This is a genomic window from Streptosporangium heterodermiicola (assembly GCF_051390675.1).
Lineage (GTDB): Bacteria > Actinomycetota > Actinomycetes > Streptosporangiales > Streptosporangiaceae > Streptosporangium.
In genome coordinates this window covers 1-21,692 of record NZ_JBPJSR010000024.1, presented here as the reverse complement: position 1 = coordinate 21,692, position 21,692 = coordinate 1, and the positions used below count along the sequence as shown (strand labels likewise).

Sequence of the window (21,692 nt, the reverse complement as noted above, 5' to 3'; positions counted from 1 at the left end):
GGAGGCGGGTGACGGGAGCGCGTCTCCCGGAGGCCGCCTCCGTCTGCCGTATTTTCCACTGGATCGAACGATCTCTCTGCGTACCGGCGCTACCGACCGACCAACGCGAACAACCGGCCGCCGCGCGAGGCCATCTGGCCCGGCAAACTCCGATCCCTGCTTTCTCAAAACACAATTTTTCCCCTCACTTTAAATTAACAATACAGAAACCGCAAAGATAGAACAGCAATCGACAATGGTTATCCAGATCGAACCGTCGTCGTTCGTGAGTTTTGAAACCCAAACCTCCCTGGGTATTGTTCGGTATTGGCATACCAAATTCAGCGGGGGGAATCATGTCTGTTTCGACTGAGCATCGTCCACACACCGGACACGATCACCGGCACGGTGAGGGCTGCGGCCACGTGGCGATTCCGCACGACGGCCACGTCGACTACGTTCACGACGGGCACCTGCACCGGCCTCATGATGACCATGCCGACGAGTGCGGCTCAACTGCCCATGTCGAGCACGTTGGGCATGATCACCAGCACGGTGAGGGCTGCGGCCACGTGGCGATTCCGCACGACGGCCACGTCGACTACGTTCACGACGGGCATCGCCACGCTTCACACGAGGGGCACTGGGACGACCACTGACGCCCGATGAACCTCTCGGCGGCACGGAACCCGCAAGGGCACAGCCGGGTTTCCTTAATGGCGCGACATCGTCATAAAATCCGGCCAATGCCAGCTTTGGTTATATTTGCCGCCATGCTGGTAACGAAAATCCCGCACGGGCCGCAGGCACGTTTGCAGGCGCCCTAGGCCGATAGGGCATTCATGTCGGTATGCCGGCATAACTTTCGCTCCCGCCGGTCTGCGACGGTTTCACGCGGCCGAACCCGGCGCACATTCGCCGTTGACTCACGGACACGGGCACTTCCCGCCGCAAACGTGCTCGCCCAGACGGCCCAGGATGATCGGGCCGATGCCTCGGGCCTGAAAGGTGCTGACGCAGTTCTCGCTGAAGCAGATCGTAGGTCCCCGAGATCTGTTCACCTCACTGACCACTCCGCTCAACCGGCCTTTGATCGCCTCGGTCGCGATCCGTTGCGTGCTCCGGTCCGGCCCGCAGCACCTACCGAGTGAAGGTCAGGACAGGTCCCCGGCGTTGTCGGCCCAGGCGAGGCGGGCGAGGATTCAGCCGGAAGTGGTGACACCCCCCAGGCGCAAGGCCAAAAGCCAAGCAGCGCCGGGCAGGGCCATGCACGCTCCGAGAATCGGCAGCAGCGTGCCGGGGCCGACGATGTCCAGCAGGGCGCCGGAGGCGACCGCGGACACGCCCAGGCTGGCGGTCGCCACGGCGCTCCACAGAGAGATCACCCGACCTCGTACAGCGTTGGGCGCGCCGTTGAGGAGGGCAGCCATCGAGGTGGGGCCGTACAACACGTCGACGGCGGCCGCGGCGGCCCACAGCACGAGCGCCGGCCCCACCGTGGAGGGCAGGCCCAGCGCGGCGGTGAACACCCCCTCGCCTACGCATGACCAGCCAAGGACAACAAGCTGGCGTCGGGCGGAGAGGCGTTTGAGGCGAGGGGCGGCCAGCAGCAGCACGACGGCGCCGGTAACGCCCTGAGCCGCGTAAAACCAGCCGACTCCGCCGTCTCCCAGGTGGAAGACCTGAACGGCCAGGAAGGTCATGGTGGTGATAGTGCCGCCGAGGCCGAGGCAGAAGACGGCCTCCAGCCCGAGCAGCGCGCTGATCACTCGGTTGCGGCGGGCGACGTCGAGCCCTTCGCGAAAGGCCCGCCAGCCGCGCGCGGCACCGGGACCGGTGTCGCCCCGGCGGGCACCGCGACGCACCCTGGCGGTGAAGTAGAACGACAGCGCGAACGACAGGGCGTTGACCGCGAAGGCCCAGCGCCAGCCGATCAAGGAGACGACGGCGGCGCCGGCCATGCCGCCGACCGCTTGAAACAGCAGGCCGTTGACCTGGACGGCGGCGGAGTACAACACATACTCCCGCGGCTGGACCAGCGAGGGCATCCACGCGTTGCGGGCCGCCTGGAACACGAACCCGGCCGCGGCGGAGGCGAACGTCAGGGGATAGACCAGCCAGATGGTGGCAGAGTTGTCGGCGAGCAGGAAGGCCAGCGCGAGCACGGCCATGACCGCATCACCGGTGAGCATGACGGTACGACGGTCCAGCCGGTCGGCCAGCACGCCGCCCCAGGCTCCGAAGACGATTCCCGGCAGGTAGCGCACAGCCAGCGAGGCGCCTGCGGCGAGGGCGGCACCGGTGTGCTCGTAGATCATGGCGAAGACCGCGACCGCGGTGAACCAGCCCCCGCAGACGCTGACGAGGTTGCCCCACCACAGCAGCCGGAAGTCCCGGTTGCCGGCGAGCAGGGTGAAAAGCCCTTCGGCCGCGGGGGGAGGCGCGCTCTTGATGTCGTCCACGGCGCCTCACGGTATCCGGAAAAGAAAGTGAAAACCATCCCCAAATAATCATTGACAATGATTATCGTTACTTCATAGGTTCTGGGCTGATCGCCCGTTATCTGAGCCGATCGCTCTCGCCGCCCGGCGGGCCGAAACACAGGAGGTTGGCACGTGTTGGTCCGTCGGCGACTGTTGGCTCTGGCACGTCAGGCTCCGGGCCCGGTCACCGTGACCGCGTTGCTGTCCTTGCTAGCCACGGCCGCCGGAGCCGGACAGGCAGTGGCGATCGCCGAGACGGTGCGCCGGGCATTGGCCGCCCCTGGCGGCGCCTTTGACCTGGGCCTGTTCACCGGGCCGCTCCTGGCTGCGGCCGTTTTGCTCCTGGCACGCTCGCTGCTGCTGTGGGGGCGCGACCAGGCGGGAACCTGGACAGCGTCGATCGTCAAACGGCGCCTGCGCGCCCAGTTGGCCGAGCGGCTGCTCGATCTGGGACCCGGCTACGGCGTGACTCGCCCCGGCGGCGCGTTACGCACCACGATCGCCGACGGCGTGGACGCCATCCAAGCCTACGTGGGCTTCTACCTTCCGCAACTGGTCGTCAGCGTTCTCGGCCCCCTGCTGATCGTCGCCGTGATAGTCGAGGCCGATCCAGTGGCGGGCGCGGTGAGCGGGGTGTGCGTCACGCTGGTCCCGCTGTCTCGCCCGCTGTGGCGCCGCCTCATCGGCACGCGCAGCGCACGGCACTGGGAGGCCTACGAGGCGTTCGCCGCCCGGGTACTGGACGCGTTGCAAGGCATGACCACGTTGAAGTCGCTGGGGGCCTCGGCCCTGTACGGGCGGCTGCTGCGCCGCGACGCGGTGACCTTGTACCGAGCGACGATGGGAGATCTGGCCGTCTCCAGCGGCGTCTACTGTCTCAACGCGTTCGTCATGACGGCCGGCACCGCGCTGGCGGTGGTCGTGGGGGCCGTCCGGTTTACCGAAGGTCATCTGGACGCCGCGGCTCTGCTGCTGGTGCTGTGGCTGTCGGCCGAGGCCTTCCGCCCGCTGCTGGAGTTGCAGAACTACTGGCACGAGGGGTTTCACGGCCTGGCCGCGAGCGCCGGTGTCTTCGCCCTGCTCGACACCCCTTCCCTGACGCCGGCGCCGTCACGGTCACTTCCACGCCCGGTCACCGGCCGCCCGCCCCACCTGCAGCTGCGGGAGGTGTCGTTCACCTACCCTGGCGCCGCGCATCCGGCGCTGCGCGAGGTGAGCCTGACAATCGAGCCCGGAACCACCGTGGCGATCACCGGCCGTTCGGGATCGGGAAAGTCCACGCTCATCGCCCTGCTGCAACGCTTCTTCGACCCCGGCGGCGGTCAGGTGCTCGCCGACGGTGTGGATCTGCGTGACCTTCCGGTGGCCCAGGTACGGGCCCTGAGCGCCGTCGTCAGCCAGGACACCTATCTCTTTCACGGCACGATCGCCGAGAACCTGCTGCTGGCCCGACCCGGTGCGAGCCCGCGGAGGCTCGCCGAGGCAGCCGCCCGCGCTCGCGTCCTAGAGGTGATCGAGGCATTGCCCAACGGATTCGACACGGTGGTGGGCGAGCGCGGCGCGAGACTGTCGGGGGGTGAGCGCCAGCGCCTAGCCATCGCCCGCGCGCTGCTGAAGGACGCACCCGTGCTGATCCTGGACGAGGCGACGGCCAGCGTGGACGGCGCCACCGAAGCCGCGCTGCGCGAGGCGTTGGACGAGGTACGCGAGGGCCGCACCACCATCATGATCGCCCACCGGCTGTCCAGTCTCGCCACCGCCGACGTGGTGGTCGTCATGGACGGCGGGCAGATCATGGAAGCCGGTCCTGCTGAGCGGCTGGTCACCCTCGGCGGCGCCTGGGCCGAGCTGGTCACCGCGAACGCCTCCGCGGGAGGCCCGCGATGACCTCGTCACCGATCGTGGACACGGCATGGGAGCAGGGACTTCTTGACTCCGCTCCGCCCCAGCGGCGCGGCACGGCCGGGTTGCTGAAGGTCTTGTCCACCCACAAGCGCGCTTTCGCCGTCTCAGTGCTGTTTGGTGCCCTCAACCAGGCCGCCGCCACCGCAGCCGTCGTACTGGCCGCCGTCGCCGTGGCGCGGGCACTGAGCGGCGCCACACCGTCGGTGCTGTGGCCCCTCGCCGGCTGGGTACTGGGCCTGGTGGCCGTGCGCGCCGTCGCCAACTGGGTGGAGGCGTGGATCTCCCACGAGTTGTCCTTTCGCGTCCTGGCCCAAGTCCGCCAGTGGCTGTATCGCTCCTTCGAGCGCATCGCGCCCGGCGGGCTGCAGCGACGCCGCAGCGGAGACCTGGTGGTGCGCGCGCTGCATGACAGCGAAAGCCTGGAGATCTTCTATGCGCACACCTCGGTCTACATCGCGGTCGCCCTGCTGCTCCCGCCGCTCGCGGTAGGAGTGATGGCATGGATCAGCGGCTGGCTGGCGCTCGCGTTGCTGCCGTGGTTGCTGGCCGCCGCCGTGGTCCCGCTGTGGTTGCGCAGGCTGGGTGCCCGGCAGGGACGCGAGGTCAGCCTGCGTACGACACAGGTCAACATCGAGGTCACCGACCTCGTCCAGGGGCTTCGCGAGATCGTCTCCTTCGGCCGGGAAGGCGACCGGCTGGCCGCACTCGCCCAGACCGACCGGATGCTGGCCCGCGCTCAGCGGCGGCAAGCGCTGCGAGCCGGGCTGGAGAGCGCCTGTGGTGGGATCGCGGCCGGTGGCGCGGCGCTCAGCGTCCTCACCGTTGGCCTGGTGAACCTGCAGACACTGGGTCTGACCTCGCTGCTGGCCGCGGTCGCTCTGGCGGCGGGGTCGTTCGGTTCGATCACGATGCTGCTCAATGTGACCAAGGTCTGGGGCCTGACCTCGGCCTCGGCCGGGCGAGTGTTCGATTTGTTAGAGGAGCCCGCCGCGGTGCCCGATGACGGCGAGCACCTACTGCTCGCCGACCCTGGCCCGCTCACGGTGGAGTTCGACGCTGTCACCTTCGCCTACGACGAGGGCTCCCCCGTCCTTGAAGGTGTCTCCTTCACCGTCGCGGCGGGAACCACGCTCGCGCTGGCCGGACCCACCGGGGCCGGCAAGTCCACCCTCGCTCACCTGCTGCTGCGCCACTTCGACCCTGCCTCCGGCACGGTGCGAGTCGGCGGGGTGGACATCCGCGAGCTGCCCAGCGCCGAGCTGACCCGGCTCATCTGCCATGTCCCGCAGGAGGCCTTCCTCTTTCACGACACGCTTCGCGCCAATCTGGAGCTGGCCCGGCCGGACGCCTCACCGCAGGAGGTGCGGCGCGCCTGCGAGGACGCGCGGGTGACCCCCTTCCTCGAACGGCTGACGGACGGGCTGGAGACCGTCGTCGGTGAGCGCGGCGCGGCACTGTCGGGAGGCGAGCGCCAGCGGGTCGCGATCGCCCGGGCCCTGCTGAGAGACAGCCCCATCCTGGTGCTGGACGAATCCTCCAGCCAGCTCGACGTGCTGTCGGAGCAGGAGATGCAGCAGGCGCTGCAGCGCGCCCGCCAGGGACGCACCACACTCCTCATCGCCCACCGCCTGTCGACGTTGCTGCACGCCGACCATGTGGCGGTCCTCGACCAGGGACGCATCGCCGATCTCGGCACACACGCCGAGCTCATGGCGCGATGTGAACCCTACAGACGTCTGGTCCAGGCTCAGCGTGACGCGGCCGCGCTGCTGTCAGCTGGCCCGGCGCAGACGAATTCCCTATCCCCCCAAGGAGGTGAATCGACATGAAGGTGAAGAAGCTGAAGGTTTCGCAGGTCCGCGCGAGCGTGCACTCGCACAACCACGCGACCGTCACCCGCACCAACGTCGCCTGGCGCTAGAGGCCCGGTGACCCGCCGATGACCTGAGGGTCGTCGCCCGCGTGGGGGCGCGCTCCAATCGCGCCCCCACGCGGGACTCGCACAGTAGTCCAGGAAGGACGGGAGAACACGATGGACGCCCTTGCCGGCGGGACCTCGTTCGTGCCGACGGTGGACGGCTGGCTCATCCACACCCCGCAGGAGGATTTCCTCACCGTCGAAGTGGACGGCGAGCGCGCCACCACGGTGCCGGACCTGCTCGCCGAGGACGGCCAGGACAACGCCGACCTGCTGGAGGTACTCAGGCAGGAGGGCGTGCTGGTCGCCCCCACCGCCCCCGCCGTCCCGGGCGACGTCGTCGTGTGCGGCGAAGGACCCCTGCTGGAGGTTCTGCCGCCTCTCCTGGCCGCCTCCGGCCTGGCCGTTCGCGTCCTTCCCGGTGAGGACGCCCCCCACGCGCGGGAACCGGAGGGGCTGCGCGACGTCGCCGCCCTGGTGGTGGCCACCTCACGGCTGCGCGACGAACGGTTCACCCTGATCGACGAGTACTGCCGCTCGCGGCGCCTGCCCTGGCACCTGGGGTACGCCGAAGGCCGCCGCTGGTACGCCGGCCCCTTCCACACCGGCCCGGACACCGCCTCCTACCGGGACCTGCGGCTGCGCCGCCTGGCCGCCTCGCCCTGGCCCCGGGAGCTGGCCGCGCACTGGGCCTGGCTGGACGCCGGCGGCCTGCCCCACCCCGACCCGGCGGCCCCGATCGGCGCCCACCTGATCGCCGCGCTGATCACCGCCGACCTGCGCGCCTTCCTGCACGGCGGCAGTCCCCCCGGCGCCGGGGTCCAGGTGGGCGCCGATCCGGCCACCGGGCGGATCCGCCGCCACCCCGTCCTGCCGGTCCCCGGCGACCTGCTGATGGTGGAAACCCCGTGATCTCCATCGACGTGCCGATCCCGGCCGACGGCACCGGCCAGCTGCCGGCCGACGTGTTCCTGCCCGAACGGCTCCCGGCCCCGGTGGTCGTGGTGCGCACCCCCTACGGCACGCCGGCGTTGTGGCCAGAGGCCGAGGTCCTGGCCGGGGCGGGCGCGGCCGTCGTCCTGCAGGACCTGCGCGGCCGCTACCGTTCCGCCGGAACGTTCAGCGCCGGTGCCGACGAGAGCGCCGACGGCCACGCCGCCCTCGACTGGATCGCCCGTCAGAGCTGGTCGGACGGCACCAGCCTGCTGTACGGCACCGCGTACGAGGCCTACGCCGCCTGGTGCGCGGCCGACCACCCCTCGGTGCGCGGCGTCGTCAGCAGGCAGCCCTGGCCACCCGGTGTGATCGCCGTGGACGAGGAACTGTGGTGGCGCACGGAGCTGGGCACGGGCCGCCACCCGCGGCCGGGCCTGTACGACCTCGCCGCCGCCCGCGACCCCGGCCTGCGCGGCGTGCTGGCCGATCCGGCGAACTGGCCGGTCGCGATCGGCCCCTGGCCACCCACCCCCGGCAGTTGGAAGGCCCAGGAGCGCCGCGCCCTGACCCGCGTGCGCGCCGCCCGGGTCCCCACCCTGCACCTGGGCAGCTGGTACTGCGGATCGGCCGGCACGTCGCTGCGCCAGGCCGCGCTCGCCCGCCAGGCCACGGTCGTGATGGGCGGATGGGCCTCGCCGCTGACCCACCGGCTTCAGCAGGAGTGCGCCATCGAGGTGCCCGACGAGCCCGACCCCAGCGACCTGGCCCTCTCCTGGCTGGCCACCGCCGCTGCGAAGGGCGACCCGCGTGAGGTCACCGGCGACCTGCTTCTCACCCTGGGAGCAGACCGATGGCACGAGGCCAACCCGCTGCCACCGGCCGGACCCACGCTGGAGCCCGTCCCAGTGCTACCGCGCGCGCGGCGACACACGCTGCGCCACGACCCCGGCGACCCCTACCCGTCGCTGCCGCACTCGGCCGATCTGTCCGTACTCGCCGGCCGCGACGACGTGGTGCGCCTGACGGCCCGTCCCCCGGCGCGCTGGCACGGCGCCGCGCGGCTGCGCTGCGAGGTCACCGCCGAAGCGCCGACCGAACTGGTCGCCACGCTGGTCCACGAGCGGCCCGGCGGGACGCGGGTACGCCTGTGCGACGGAACGGCGCCGCTGACCACGGGAACCCAGGAGGTGGAGGTGCGCCTGGCCCCCGTCGCCGCCGAACTACCCGAGGGACACCTGCTGCACCTGGAACTCACCGCGGGCCGCCACCCCCGCCACCGCGCCCCGAGCCGATCGCTCACCCTCACCTTCGACCTCGACCCCGACACCGCGCTGCTGCTGCCCCGGCCGCGTAAGGAGATACCGTGAAAGCGCTGGTGAATGAGCGGACCGGGCTGATCACCCGCGTGGACCGGGCCGAGCCGCAGCCCTGGTGGCCGCGCGGACTGGACGTCTACTCCACCTCGGTGGCGGCGATCTCCCGCCACCTGCCCTGGCCCGCCGACCGCGTCTCCACCGGCACCGCCTTCAACGACCCCGGCCGCGCCCGGATCGGCGCCATCGGCGAGGCCATCGAACGCTACTGCGGCAACTTCGTCCCCGCCGGCCTGCGCCGCGCCTCCTACACCGACCTCGTCAGCGCCGGTGAGCGCGCCGTCGACCCCGCCGCCCTCGCCCTGTACTCGGCCGCGCAGTACGCCGAACCGGGCTGCCCGTTCACCAGGTTCACCGCGGACCTGCCGGTGCTGTGGAGCCGCGGCGTCACCCTGGACGGCGGCGACGACGAGGCGGAGATCTGGGTGCCGTCCTCGCTGACCTACGTCAACTACTTCCAGCCGCCGCGCGAGGCCGAACCGCTCACCAACTTCGCCATGCTCGCCGGCATCGCCGCCGGCCCGGACCTGCGCGCCTCACGCGCCGCGGCGCTGGAGGAGGTCATCGAGCGCGACGCGACCGTGATCTGGTGGGCCAACCACCTGCCCGCCACACCCGTGGACCTGAACGACCCACGATTGGCGCACCTGCTGCGCCCCGCCCCCGACCTGGGGCCGGGCTGGGGTCACGCGGCCGGAACCGGTACGGAGCTGAGCTACCGGGTCGTCGCCATCCCCACCGTCTTCGACGTGTCCGTGATCGGCGTGCTGCTGCGCGACCACACCCTGGGACTGTCGGTGTTCGGCGTCGCCGCCCGCCCCGACCCCGTCGCGGCCGTGTCCAAGGCCCTCGCCGAAGCGGTCACCCTGCGCGTCTACGCGCTCGGCCTGCTCGAACCCGACGGCGCGATCTGGCAGGCGGTCGCCGACGGCGACCTGAGCGCTGACCTCTTCCACCCCCACCGCGCCGACCGCGCCTACCGCTCCTCCTACCGCGCCGACTTCCGCGACGTGGTCGACCTGGCCTGCCACAGCCAGATCTGGCTGGACCCGGCGATGAGCGAATACCTGACGCCGATCACCGCCGGCAACGCAACGGTGTCGCTGCAGCAGCTGCCCACGATCACCGGCGACCTCTACCTCGCCTACCTCGGGCGGCTGGCCGCCGCTGGCCTGACGGCCCACGCGGTGGACCTGACCACCGCCGACGTCGCCGCCACCGGCCTGCGGGTCAGCCGCGTCGTCGTCCCGGGCGCCTACTCCAACCCCCCGGCGGCCTTCCCCTTCCTCGGCGGCAGCCGCCTGTACGACGACCCGGTCCGGCTCGGCCTGCGCACCGCCGCTCTGGCCGAGGCCGACATCAACCTCGTTCCCCTGCCGCACACGTGAAGGCCGCCATGACACCGCCCCCCGCCCTCGCCCGCGACGAGCGCAGCGGCCTGGTCACCCGGGTGCTGCGAGGCCGCAGCCACGGCGTACTGCACACCGCCACCGCCGTGCTCGCCGACACCGGCGTCTTCGCCCACCCGCTGGGAAATCCCACGGTCGGCGGCGCCTCCTTCGGCGACCCGGCCCGAGCCCGAGCCCGCGCGCTGGGTGAGGCCGCCGAACGCTACGCCGGGCACCTCATCCCCCGCTCCCGGCTGCGCCGCGACAGCTGGGAGCGGCTGACGTCCGACGGCCACGACGCCGTGGACCCCGCCGCGCTCGCCCTGTACACCCCCGCCCAGCACGAGCGTCCCGGTTTCCCGTTCGCCGGCCTGCGCCGCACCGACGCCGTCGACTGGGTCGCCGGCCGCGCGGGCGACGGCGGCGTCGTGTGGGTACCCGCCTCGCTGGTGTGGCTGGCCCCGGGCGAGCACGCCACCGCGCGGGGCCGTCCGGTCCACCTGCCCGTCGCCGCGGGCATCGCCGCCGGTCCCACCCCGCGGGCGGCCGGTGCCGCGGCGCTAGCCGAGGTCGTGGAACGGCACGCGCTGGCGACCGCCTGGCACGGCGCGCACGCCTTTCCCTCGCTGGGCGCCCCGCCCCTACCCTGCCCCGTGGGAGCCCGGCTGCGCTGGTACGCCGTACCGAACCTGCTGCGGGCGCCGGTCGTGCTGTGCCTGGCCGAACGCGACGGGCTGCTCGGGGCCGGCTGCTCGCTGTCGGAGAGCGCGGAGGCCTCCGGCCGCAAGGCCGCCGCCGAGGCGCTGCGGTCACTCGACGCCCTGCGGGAGGTCATCGCCGGCATCCCCGAGTGGGAAAGACCCCTGGGCGCCCTCATGCCCCACCGCGAGGACCGCCGCTACGCCGACTCCTACGCCGCCGACCTGAGCGACGCGACCGACCTGCTGTGCACGCTGCAGCTGCTGGCCGACCCGCGCATCGCCGACGCCGTCCGCGACCGATTTCTCATGCCAGGCCCGCAGAGCGTCTCCCCCGAGCCAGTCGGCTCGCCGGACTGGAGTCCCCGCCGGGCGCTGGCCGCGCACGGGTTGCGGCCGATCAGCGTCGACCTGACCACCCGCGACCTGGCCGCATCGGGGCTCGCGGTCACCCGGGTGGTGGTCCCCGGGCTGCGCTCCACGGCCCCGGCCGCCTTCCCCTTCCTCGGCGACGGCGCCGACCCGCTGCCCGGCACCTGCGACCTGCTGCCGGTGCCTCATGCCTGAGCCGGCCCCGTGGAACCTGGAGCGCCCCGGCCGCAAGGCCGAACGCGTCGGCACCCACCGCGCCGCACTGCTGGAGCAGACCTGGCGGCGGCTGCAGCCGGTCATGTCCGCCTGCGGCATCACCCGGGTGGCTGACATCACCGGGCTGGACGTGATCGGAATTCCCGTCATGACCGCCTACCGCCCCAACTCCCGCAGTCTGGCCGTCAGCCAGGGCAAGGGCGTCAGCCGGGCGGCGAGCCGAATCTCGGCGGTGATGGAGGCCGTCGAGCACGCCCACGCCGAGCGGGTGAACCTGCCGTTGCGACTGGCCCGGCGGGCCGAGCTGACCTCGGCCCTGGACCCCCGCTCGCTGCCGCGCACCGCCGACGGGGTGCTCGACGAGGCGACCGCGTTGCTGTGGGTCGAAGGACGCCACGTGGTCGGCGGAGAGCCGGTGTTCGTGCCCTTCGAGGCGGTCAGCTTGGACTTCACCCTGCCGCCCGCGCTGACCGACCACGGATTGTGCCGCGACAGCAACGGCCTGGCCGGCGGCAACAGCGCCCTGGAGGCCCTGGTGCACGCGTTGTGCGAGGTGATCGAGCGGGACGCGGCCGCGCTGTGGGACCTGCGTGAGGCCGAGCAGCAGGCCGATGCGCGTCTTGACACGGCCACGGTGACCGATCCGCAGACCGTGGCGCTGCTGGAGCGCTACGCGGCGGCCGGGGTGGAGGTCGCGCTGTTCGACATCACCTCCGACATCGGCGTCCCCTGCGTGTTGTGCCACATTGTCGACGCCGAGCCCGACCTATTTCGGCCGCTGCCGGCCGCCGCCGGTCTGGGCTGTCACCCGCACCCGGTGATCGCCCTGCAGCGGGCGATCACCGAGGCGGCTCAGAGCCGGCTGATCACCATTTCCGGGACCCGCGACGACATCACCCGCGAACGCTATGAGCAGACCGGTGACGTGGAGGGCATCGTCGAGTTGCGAGATGCGCTGCGTTCGACCGCCGCCCATGCCAGGTCCTTTGACGCGGGCGCGGGTGCCGACCACGACGTGCTCGGTGACGACCTGGACTGGCTGATCGCCCGGCTGGAGGCGTCCGGGCTGGGCGAGGTCGTCGCCGTCGACCTGACCAGGCCCGAGTTCGCCGTCCCGGTGGTCAAGGTGCTGGTTCCCGGCCTGGAAGGCGCGGGAGCGCTCACCGGGGAGCCCACGGTGCCCGGCCCGCGGGCACTGTCCATGCCGCTGGAGGACGAGCGTGCCTGATATCGCGGTCTTTGCTGGTCCCACTCTCGGCGAAAGGGAGATCCGCACACTCCTGGCCGGCCGGACGACGACAGTGCTGCCGCCAGCCGCCCAGGGGGACGTGGCCGCACTGGTTGCCGCCGACCGGCCCCGGGTGATCGCGATCATTGACGGCGTCTACGAGCGGGTGCCCGCAGTGTGGCACAAGGAGATTTTGTGGGCGCTACGCGAAGGCGTCGTGATGGCGGGGGCGGCCAGCATGGGCGCGTTACGCGCCGCCGAACTCACCCCCTACGGCATGATCGGCGCCGGAGAGGTCTACCGGGCGCTGATGTCCGGGGAGCTGACCGACGACGACGAGGTCGCGGTGGCCCACCTGGGCCCTGAGGAGGGGTATCGCCCGGTCAGTGAGGCCATGGTCAACATCCGTGCGACCATGCGGGCCGCCTTGTCGGCAGGGGTGATCGACGCGGCGGCCGCCGAGGAGGTCATCGGCACGGCCAAGAAAACGCATTACCCCGATCGGCGCTGGCCCGCCCTCACCGCCCGCCACCCCGGGCTGCGCCGCTGGCTGCCCGAGGGGCGCCGCGACGTCAAAGCCGACGACGCCCGCCACCTGCTGACCCTGCTCGCCGCCGACGCGCTGCCCCACCCGCCCGCCGGGCAAGCCTGGCACTTCGAGGAGACGGTGCAGTGGCGGGCCGTGCGCCCCGCCTCGCGCAACGGGCTGCCTCCCGCCCTCACCGACGCGGTCTTGCACACTCTGCGACAGGAAGGGTTGTACGAGGAGCTGGAGCGGGCGGCCACCTTGCGCAGGGTGGCGGCCACCCGGTGGGCGCGCCCCACGGGACCGGCCCTGCGCGAGTGGATCGACCTGGTCGTCGAGCGCCTGGCTCCCGCCGACCTGGCCGACCTGGACGCCGACGCCCTCGCCCGCTTCGCCGCAGACCAGGCCTGCCTGGTCGCCGCCGCCACCGAGGTCGCCGAAGACCTGCCCTCGGCGATCCTCGACACCTTGCGCGTGCGCGGGGAGTACGCGGCCCGGTTGGCCGCCGCACGCGCACCCCACACCTCCCGCGACAGCGCGGGAACCATGAAGGAGAACCACGTCCGATGACCACACGGATGCCGATCACCGCCGGAGCACTCGCCACGGTCCTGCTCACCGGTTGCGGCGCACAGTCCGGCACGACCACGACAGCCGCCTCCCCCGCCACGCCCTCGGCCGTCGCGTCCGCGGCGGCTTCCAGCGCAGGGCCGGTCCAGGTGACCAACTGCGAAAGCGTCTACACCTACACCAAAACGCCGGAAAGGATCGTCACCTCCAGCACGGTCGCCACCGAGGTCGTCCTCGCCCTGGGCCTCAAGGAGCGAATGGCCGGCACCGTCGCGGCCAAGGACATCCTCGACGCTTACGCCGCCGACCTGAACGGCATCAAGGTCATCGCCGAGTCCGCCTTCCCGCCCCCATCGCGGGAAGTCGTCTACTCGGCCAACCCCGACATGGTGGTGAGCGGCTACCCCGACGACTACGGCCCCAAGGCCATGGGCGATCGAGCACAGCTGCAAAAGGACGGGGTCAACACCCACCTGCTGTCGGCGAGCTGCCCCGGCCACACCGCGAACGTCGAGGACACCTACACCGACCTGCGCGACCTCGGCAAAATCTTCAACGTCGAGGCCAAGGCCGAAGAGCTCGCTACCGCGCTGAAGAGCGAGATCGACGCCGTCACCCCGCGCACTCCGGCGCTGCGCGTGTTCGACTACGCCGGCGGCAAGGAAAAACCAATGATGACCGGCTCGACCGCCCTGTACGACGACCTGTTCGAACGGGCCGGCGGGAAGAACATCTTCCCCGAGGTGACCGAGTTCGGGCAGGTCAGCTGGGAGGAGATCGTCAAACGCGACCCCGAGGTCATCGTCGTGGAGGACCAGGCCTTCGAGCCCGCCGACGCGTCGATCGCGTGGATGCGCTCGTACGCGCCGATCAGGAACGTGACCGCGGTCAAGAACAACCGCTTCGTCGTCATCCCGGTCAACGACCTGCAGCCGGGCCTGCGCAGCGGCCGGGCGCTCAAGGCACTGGCCGAGGGCTTCGCCAGGTGACGACCGCGTGAAAAACGACATCGTCACCCCGGTGGGGACCAGTGCCGGCCCCCACCGGGCGCGAACCCGGCGACGGCTCACCTTGTCGGCCACCGTCGCCCTGCTCGCCCTGGCCCTGGCCGCCTCCCTCGTCGCGGCCGTCGGGCTGGGCCCGGTGTCCATCCCGTTCGGCGAGGTCTGGGCCATCATCGCGGGCGCGGTGTGGCCGGACGCGGCGGACGCGGCGGCCGGGGCGCTGAACGGGCCGCTGGCCACCATTGTGCTCGACATCCGCCTGCCTCGCGTGCTGCTGGGCGCCGTCGTCGGCGCCGGGCTGGCGGTCACCGGCGCGGTGCTGCAGGCGGTGCTGCGCAACCCCCTGGCCGACCCCTACCTGATCGGCGCGAGCTCCGGCGCCTCCCTGGGAGCCGTGCTCGCCCTGCTGTCGGGCGCCTCCTGGTTCGGCGTGCTGTCCCTGCCGCTGTCGGCCTTCGCCGGCGCGATGGCGACCTTCTCGACGGTGGTGCTGCTGGCGCGCCGGGGCGGCCAGCTCGCCACCACCCGCCTGATCCTGTCCGGGGTCGCCGTGGCCGCCCTCACCGAGGCCGTGACCTCTTTCATCGTGCTCACCTCACCGCAGGCGCAACTGCGCTCGGCGCTGTTCTGGACGCTCGGCGGGCTGTCGGGCACCCAGTGGCGCGACCTGTGGGTGCCCGCCGCCGTCGTGGCGTGCGCCGCGGCCTGGTTCTGGGTACGGGCGGGCCTGCTCAACGCCCTCGTCCTGGGCGAGGAGGGGGCCACCAGCCTGGGCGTCGAGGTGAACCGGGTGCGATGGCGCCTGATCGTGGCCGGCGCGGTCACCGTGGGCGCGGTCGTCTCGGTCAGCGGCGGCATCGGCTTCGTCGCGCTCATGGTGCCCCACGCGGCGCGGATGCTCGTCGGCGGCGACAACCGATGGGTGCTGCCGCTGAGCACCTTCGGCGGAGCGCTCCTGCTGGTGTGGGTGGACGTCGGCGCGCGCCTGCTCAACCAGCCCGACGAGATTCCCATCGGCGTCATCACCGCCGTGCTCGGCGCCCCCTTCTTCCTGGTCCTGCTGGCACGCGCCGATCGGAGATCCCTGTCGTGACGTCCCCCCCACCGCCGAAGCCCGAACCTTCCGCATCAGAGGCGGGCACATGACCGATCCGGCCGCCCTGCGGGTGGAGAACGTGCACTGGGCTCCAGGTGGCAAACCCATCCTGCGCGGCATCAGCCTCACCGTGGAACCCGGGGAAATCGTCGGTTTGATCGGCCCCAACGGCAGCGGCAAGTCCAGCCTCCTGCGATGTGCCTACCGGCGCCAGCGGCCCGATCGCGGCGTGGTTCGTCTCGACGGAGCCGACGTCTGGGCGACTCCCGCCATGCGGGTCGCCCGGCGGGTCGCCGCCGTGACCCAGGACTCCCCCGCCGACCTGGAGAACCAGGTGGAGCAGATCGTCGCGCTCGGCCGCATTCCCTACCTGGGCGCCCTCGGCCGCCTGTCCGACCGGGAAAAAGAGCTGATCGCCTCGGCCATGACCCGCTGCGAGGTCTCCCATCTCGCGCGACGCGTGTACGCGAGCCTGTCCGGCGGTGAACGCCAGCGGGTGCAACTGGCCCGCGCCCTGGTCCAAGAACCGGGCCTGCTCATCTTGGACGAGCCCACCAACCACCTCGACCTGCGCCACCAGGTGGAACTGCTGGCACTGATCGGCGAGCTGGGAGTGACGGTGGTGGCGGCCCTGCACGACCTGCAGCTGGCCGCGGCGGCCTGCGACCGCCTAGTGGTGCTTCACGACGGCCAGCTAGTGGCGGCGGGGGCGCCGCAGGAGATCGTGACCGAACAACTGCTGGCGGAGGTCTATCGAGTCACCGCCGAGGTGAGCCGGGGCGCCGACGGCCTTCCCCGTCTCAGCCTCCCGCTGCCGACCAAGGCCACCCAGCCGTCAAAGAGCGCACGGTGAGCGAAAGCGCAACCTCCTCGATGCGCACACGGCAAGCACCGATCAGTGGTGCTCGGGATCCACGTGTCGTCGCACCCCGCCGATCACGCGCGAGAGGCGTGCCTGAACTCGACCCGTGTGAACACCACCGATTTGATCAGCACATGCCAACCGAGGTCACCCGTCGCCGGCGTTAGCGGACCAGCTAACTTCGCTCCCCTCCCCCACCGTGAACGTTCGCGATCAAACTCCTGGGGCGCGAGTTCACACAAGAGCTACGGTGTCTCAGTGAGTCATATGTCTTCCCACGATACAGATGACGTCGTTTCGCTCGAACGGTTCATCGTGCAGGCTGATCTCGCCGCCGCACTGACCGCACGAGGTCCCAACGGGGAACGGGCGGTCAACCTGCTAGAGACCGCAGGCATGATGCTGTCGACACCGCAGCAGTATCCGGCCGCTGCCGAAGTCGCTCAGTCCTGCTGTCGTAACGCGCTCGACAGCATCCTGAAGATCGCGGGAGATGACTTTCCCGGTCTTCAGTCGGCGCAAAAAAAGGTGACCAGCCAGGCGAAGTCGGTGGTCGAGGCGGTACGTGCAAACGCACCGGATCTGGCCGAGAGGTTGACCGCCCTCGGCGACGCCGTCGACGCCCTCGTCTTGGAGGAGAAGGAGCCGGGCGGGTTCCGGGTCCGGCAGGTCGGCTACCTGGTACGGGAACGGACACGCCGGGATATAGGCATCGCCGAACAGACCGCGGTCCGCGCTTCGTGGGCGAAGTTCTACCGCGACACCTCAGGGGTACTACACGGTTCGGCCAGCAGCCTGGACAGCGCCCGCCAGTTGTGGGAAGACTTGGTCGCCGCGATCAGACAGTTGTTCCTGGGCCTGCCCGAGCGCGCAGAGCGCCTGCGTGAGCTGGCCCTGCTGGCAAACCCCCTGGAGAAAGACGCCGCGGAGGTCGCGCTGATGACCGACCCGCGAGCAGGTGATTACTTCTTCCGCGTCGCGATCAGCCCGCACTGGCTGAAGCTGCTGCCGCCGGAGCGGCTGGTTCCAGACCAAAACCGCTGGTCAGCCAGCCCTTACTTGCAACGGCTGCTGGCTGATGATCCGGAACTGGTCTGCGCGTGGGTCACAACTCAGCTGGAGTTCATTGACCAGCGGGGCCCGCACGCGGTGAAGATGACGTTTCATCTGCTGCGTGAGGCTGGCATGTATGCCCTCCCCCTCATGTGGAAAACCGCCCAAGCCACCGACGACCATGGTGTGCTGCTCCGCATCGCCAACTGGGTGGGCGCGGTGAGCCCCGTTGAAAGAAACCGCCGCTGGGCCCAGGTCATCGAGGAAATCTTCAAGAAGACCTCATTCACCGATCACGAGACCTGGCGCTGCGGCCAGCTTCTCCGCATGCTGTTGGAGACCGCCTACCCAGGCAATGCCGCTCGCGACGACGACGGCAAGCTGGCTACCGGCATCCGGTACGCGCTCGCGCATACTCTCGGTCATCATCTGACAAATAACCGAGATACCCGCTGGGCGATCGAATCTGTGAACGACCTCGCCGCGGTGTCGGTTGATGAGGGCAGGGACCAATTCGTGGTTCTCCTGCTGGGTGCTGTGCTGGACTTGGCGCGCGCCGACACCGCCCACGGCGTTCCGCTTCACCTTCGTGTGAATCCGCTGCAAAACGCCCTGCCCGCCGAGGCCACACGAGAACGGCTGCTGGCAGTTCATCTGCGCGAGAGCTACCCCTCAGACGACGTCGCTCTCGATGAGTTCGCCCTGTCAACGTGGTGGAGCATGGCCATCGAGGTGATCAAAAAGGCGTTGGAGATGAAATCGGTGCGCGCCGACGTCTTCGACTTCCTGCGGCACGTCGTGCAGGTGGCGCCCAGCGATCAGCGGCCGACGGTGGAGGCCGCGCTCGCCGCCGGCCTGGGGCCTGCCCCAGGCCAGGCCCGCATCGATCAATGGCAGGACGACTACACCAGCAACGGCGAACCGCTGCCTGATGCCTGGCACACCGTGTGGGACCTGGCCCAAATCCTGCCCGCCACACTCCTGGCCCCGTGGCAGCCGCTCCTGCGCCTTCTTGAAGAGGTGACGGGTGGTCCTCCCCCTGGCCGACCCGAACCCCTCTGGGCCGTGGAAACCCACACCTGGACCATCAACGGCGGCCTGACCCCCGCGCCGTTCGCCCAGCAGGCGGCCGAAGAAGGCCCAGCAGCCGCCGTCGAAACTCTGATCCGCACGCCGATCCCGCAAGACACCCGCGACCCGGTATCCGTCTACGGCGGAATCATCTCCGACCTGGTCGCCGCGGATCCCGTCAGGTGGGCAGCCGATCCAGTCCGCGTGACCGCTGTAGCCCGCGACCCCGACCTGCGCCTCGCCTACTTCGCCGCCTTGCAGCGTGCCTATCAAGACGAGAACCTCGCCCCTACCAGCTCCCTTGCCGCAGTCGCTGGTGCCGCGTTCGCACACCGACCAACGGATTCCACCACAGATCCGTCCGAAACCGACTCCTTCCAGCTGATCATCTGCATGCTGCTCCAACAGGCCTGGAACGCCGATGTGGACCTCGGCGACATCACACCCACCGCCCTGTCCTGGCTCGACGACCACGCCATCGCCTGGATACGGCCACGCACCTCCACGCCTGAGCCGATCAACGCCGCCATGCAGTTGGGCGGGACCGCGCTGCGAACCATGATCGCCTGGGGCGTGCACCATGCCCGGGCCGCCGGGAACGGGTTGCCGTCGCAGGTGACAGTTCGCCTGGACCAGATTCTGAAGTCCGCTCCCGACGATCAGGCACTGGCAGTCATCGGATTCTGCCTCACTCAGCTCGTCAACAGCGACCCTGCCTGGGCGGCCGCACACACCACCGATCTGTTCGCCTTGGACCATCGCTGGCGTCCGGCACACACCTGGCTCAGGTACGGCACCCCCAGCCCCGACCTGTTGGCCCGACTCAAACGCGATGATCTTTACACCGAACTATGCGCGCCAAATAACGTCGGTGTACTCGAGCGCGTCGGTTTGGCCCTCATGCGAGACGCCAACCCTCTGGGATCAGCTCGGGTGTTCCTCACCGAACTCACCGCCCATGACGGCGGATCTGCCGCCGTATCGGCCCTGCTGAAGCGGCTGGCCTGGATGATCGGCCACCCTTCCACGCCCCCTCCTGCAGCTGAACGGGCCTGCACAGTGTGGGCTTCGGCCCTGGACGCCGCGCTCCCACCGATCGCGCTGACTGGCGCCGGACACTTCGCCGATGCCCACACGATCGACGAGCACAGGTGGCTGGACCTCACCGCCCGCACCATCCAACAGCAACCCGCCCTGGACAACGCCCCCAACATCGCCGCCCGCGCCGCAGCCACCCCTTCCTCGCCCGAGGCTCTGAGCATCGTCACAGCCATCTTGGGCGTTTCCGCCGATGCCTTTACGACGTTAGAGGTCCGACGCCACGCCCTCAAGCTGCTTCGTACCAGCACAAGCGACAGCCTTAAGCATGACCTGCTGCGCACAGCACTCATTAACGCTGGTGAGGTGGAGGCTGCTTTTCCCGCCCCCGACCATGGTTAAGCGAATGATCCCGACCGGCGCGGCAACCGCGTCTGGTACGACACCTCGACGGCCAGCACCTACCGGGTCCTGGCCGATGACGGCGCGGCTGCCGAGGTCGCCCGGCATGAGCGGATGGACACCCGGCATCGGTCCCGCCTGGACCTGAATCACTATCTGGAAATCCTGATACGCAAGCCTGGCGCGTTGCCGGGCTCAACCGCGCTAGAGCAGGCGCGCCAGACCGGCAAGTTCACCCCGGTGCATGACGCGTGGTGGGCGGCGGTCCGTCGAGCCCATGGCGACGCTGATGGGACCCGGGCGCTGATCGAGGTTCTGCTCTTGCACCGGACCATGGCGCACGACCACGTCGTCGCCGGGATCGCCACGGCGTTGAGCGTTGGTGCGCTCTCTGCGGACGTCGTCGCCGTCGAAGCCCGCAAAGCCGCCCAAGCCGACCAGGCCGGCAGCGCCGAACCTCGGCACACCACCCCTGGATCACGCCCGGTCGGCAACCCGGCCGAGATTCCTGATGACGTCGCCTCCCTCACCCAGCGGCGGCTGACGACGTTACCGGTCGATTCCCGGCCGCTGCCCTCAGTCGCCGCCTACGACCAGCTGTTGCGCCGCCGTGATCGCCCATCCGCCGCCAGCCAGGGAGATGCCTCATGACCTTCGGGGCTTCCCCCATGAACGTGAACACCGATTTCAGGCGGCAGGCTTCAGGTTATCTGCCGTCTTCTCGTAGTCGATCGGGCTGAGGTGGCCGAGGCGGGAGTGCCGCCGGATCGTGTTGTAGCGGGTGATCCAGCCGAACACGGCCAAGCGGGCGGTGCGGGCGTCGGGCCAGCCGTGTGCGCCCTGCAGCGTCTCGCGTTTCAGGCTCGCGTTGAAGGACTCGGCCGCCGCGTTGTCGGCGCTGGTGCCACCCGCACCGCGCGAGCGGGTGACCCCGAGGCGGCGACAGACCCGGGCGAACTCCTGCGAGCAGTATTGCGCTCCGTTGTCGCTGTGAAAGACCGCCCCGTCCAGGCGGCCGCCCCGGGTCTGCGCCGCGGCCTGCAACGCATCGACGACGAGTTCGGTGCGCATGTGCTCGGCGATCGACCAATCGGCCAACCGGCGCGAATACAGATCCACCACGGTGGCCAAATAGAGGAACCGGCCGCCGCCGACGGGCAGATAGGTGATGTCGCCGACATAGCGGGTGTTCGGCCGCTCGGCGGTGAAGTCGCGCTGGAGCAGGTCCGCCACCGGCACGGCGTCCGGCTCCGGAATAGTGGTGCGGACCTTCTTGCGCAGATGCAGCCCGGCGATGCCGTGCTCGCGCATCACCCGTTCCACCCGCTTGTGGTTGACCCTCATCCCGGCCGCGCGTAGTTCGGCCGTCATCCGGGGCGAGCCGTAGGTGCCCTCATGCTCGGTGTGAATCCGCCGCATCCGCTCGGCCAGCCGCTCATCGGCCTGGCGGCGGCCCAGCCGCGCCGCGGCGCCCTTCAGCCACCGGTAAAAACCCGAGCGTGACACCTGCAGCACCCGGCACAACCGCTTCACCCCGTAGAGCGCCTTGTGATCTTCAACGAACTGGAAGCGGT

Annotated in this window: 15 protein-coding genes; 13 read left to right on the top strand and 2 right to left on the bottom strand. The window is 70.4% G+C overall.

Going from position 1 to position 21,692, the window contains the following annotated elements; genetic code table 11:
- Positions 1–1,181: 1,181 nt before the first annotated feature.
- Positions 1,182–2,441 (bottom strand): MFS transporter, encoded by a 1,260-nt coding sequence (locus ACSC1Q_RS35705; RefSeq protein WP_436763141.1) that lies wholly within the window; start codon positions 2,439–2,441, stop codon positions 1,182–1,184.
- A gap of 219 nt (positions 2,442–2,660) precedes the next feature.
- On the opposite strand from ACSC1Q_RS35705, the gene ACSC1Q_RS35700 reads away from it, so the two are divergent.
- The 13 genes from ACSC1Q_RS35700 to ACSC1Q_RS35640 all read left to right on the top strand — a co-directional run bounded on the left by ACSC1Q_RS35700 (position 2,661) and on the right by ACSC1Q_RS35640 (position 20,769).
- Positions 2,661–4,349 (top strand): ABC transporter ATP-binding protein/permease, encoded by a 1,689-nt coding sequence (locus tag ACSC1Q_RS35700; protein WP_436763140.1) that lies wholly within the window; start codon positions 2,661–2,663, stop codon positions 4,347–4,349.
- 125 nt (positions 4,350–4,474) lie between these two features.
- The gene (locus ACSC1Q_RS35695) at positions 4,475–6,196 is read left to right on the top strand and encodes an ABC transporter ATP-binding protein (protein WP_436763139.1); all 1,722 of its coding nucleotides are present in this window, start codon (positions 4,475–4,477) and stop codon (positions 6,194–6,196) included.
- 203 nt (positions 6,197–6,399) lie between these two features.
- Positions 6,400–7,197 (top strand): hypothetical protein, encoded by a 798-nt coding sequence (locus ACSC1Q_RS35690; protein WP_436763138.1) that lies wholly within the window; start codon positions 6,400–6,402, stop codon positions 7,195–7,197.
- Entirely contained in the window at positions 7,194–8,588 is a 1,395-nt protein-coding gene (locus tag ACSC1Q_RS35685; RefSeq protein WP_436763137.1) for a CocE/NonD family hydrolase, read from the top strand. Before ACSC1Q_RS35690 ends, ACSC1Q_RS35685 begins: the two co-directional genes overlap by 4 nt.
- The gene (locus tag ACSC1Q_RS35680; RefSeq protein WP_436763136.1) at positions 8,585–9,982 is read left to right on the top strand and encodes a YcaO-like family protein; all 1,398 of its coding nucleotides are present in this window, start codon (positions 8,585–8,587) and stop codon (positions 9,980–9,982) included. The genes ACSC1Q_RS35685 and ACSC1Q_RS35680 overlap by 4 nt, the downstream gene beginning before the upstream one ends.
- An 8-nt stretch (positions 9,983–9,990) precedes the next feature.
- Complete coding sequence (locus ACSC1Q_RS35675) at positions 9,991–11,247, top strand: YcaO-like family protein (protein ID WP_436763135.1); 1,257 nt, start codon at positions 9,991–9,993, stop codon at positions 11,245–11,247.
- Positions 11,240–12,496, top strand: coding sequence for a YcaO-like family protein (locus tag ACSC1Q_RS35670; RefSeq protein ID WP_436763134.1), 1,257 nt, complete (start codon positions 11,240–11,242; stop codon positions 12,494–12,496). Before ACSC1Q_RS35675 ends, ACSC1Q_RS35670 begins: the two co-directional genes overlap by 8 nt.
- Before the next feature lie 100 nt (positions 12,497–12,596).
- The gene (locus tag ACSC1Q_RS35665) at positions 12,597–13,592 is read left to right on the top strand and encodes a TfuA-like protein (RefSeq protein ID WP_436763133.1); all 996 of its coding nucleotides are present in this window, start codon (positions 12,597–12,599) and stop codon (positions 13,590–13,592) included.
- The gene (locus ACSC1Q_RS35660; protein WP_436763132.1) at positions 13,589–14,581 is read left to right on the top strand and encodes an ABC transporter substrate-binding protein; all 993 of its coding nucleotides are present in this window, start codon (positions 13,589–13,591) and stop codon (positions 14,579–14,581) included. The genes ACSC1Q_RS35665 and ACSC1Q_RS35660 overlap by 4 nt, the downstream gene beginning before the upstream one ends.
- A gap of 7 nt (positions 14,582–14,588) precedes the next feature.
- Positions 14,589–15,689 (top strand): FecCD family ABC transporter permease, encoded by a 1,101-nt coding sequence (locus ACSC1Q_RS35655; protein WP_436763131.1) that lies wholly within the window; start codon positions 14,589–14,591, stop codon positions 15,687–15,689.
- A 49-nt stretch (positions 15,690–15,738) separates the two neighbouring features.
- A complete protein-coding gene (locus ACSC1Q_RS35650) occupies positions 15,739–16,545 on the top strand; it encodes an ABC transporter ATP-binding protein (RefSeq protein ID WP_436763130.1) in 807 nt (268 codons plus the stop codon).
- Positions 16,546–16,821: 276 nt separating this feature from the next.
- Complete coding sequence (locus ACSC1Q_RS35645; protein ID WP_436763129.1) at positions 16,822–20,118, top strand: hypothetical protein; 3,297 nt, start codon at positions 16,822–16,824, stop codon at positions 20,116–20,118.
- Between the two features lie 114 nt (positions 20,119–20,232).
- Complete coding sequence (locus ACSC1Q_RS35640; protein WP_436763128.1) at positions 20,233–20,769, top strand: hypothetical protein; 537 nt, start codon at positions 20,233–20,235, stop codon at positions 20,767–20,769.
- A gap of 36 nt (positions 20,770–20,805) precedes the next feature.
- On the opposite strand, the gene ACSC1Q_RS35635 is transcribed toward ACSC1Q_RS35640, so the two are convergent.
- Positions 20,806–21,692: IS3 family transposase (locus ACSC1Q_RS35635; RefSeq protein WP_436763127.1), on the bottom strand; the 887-nt coding region annotated here is incomplete at its 5' end.

Bases quoted from the DNA above. Each gene is read 5' to 3' on its own strand.
- ACSC1Q_RS35670 (WP_436763134.1), top strand. From the start codon at position 11,240: ATGCCTGAGCCGGCCCCGTGGAACCTGGAGCGCCCCGGCCGCAAGGCC.
- ACSC1Q_RS35645 (WP_436763129.1), top strand. From the start codon at position 16,822: ATGTCTTCCCACGATACAGATGACGTCGTTTCGCTCGAACGGTTCATC.
- ACSC1Q_RS35660 (WP_436763132.1), top strand. From the start codon at position 13,589: ATGACCACACGGATGCCGATCACCGCCGGAGCACTCGCCACGGTCCTG.
- ACSC1Q_RS35690 (WP_436763138.1), top strand. From the start codon at position 6,400: ATGGACGCCCTTGCCGGCGGGACCTCGTTCGTGCCGACGGTGGACGGC.
- ACSC1Q_RS35650 (WP_436763130.1), top strand. From the start codon at position 15,739: ATGACCGATCCGGCCGCCCTGCGGGTGGAGAACGTGCACTGGGCTCCA.
- ACSC1Q_RS35675 (WP_436763135.1), top strand. From the start codon at position 9,991: ATGACACCGCCCCCCGCCCTCGCCCGCGACGAGCGCAGCGGCCTGGTC.
- ACSC1Q_RS35640 (WP_436763128.1), top strand. From the start codon at position 20,233: ATGGACACCCGGCATCGGTCCCGCCTGGACCTGAATCACTATCTGGAA.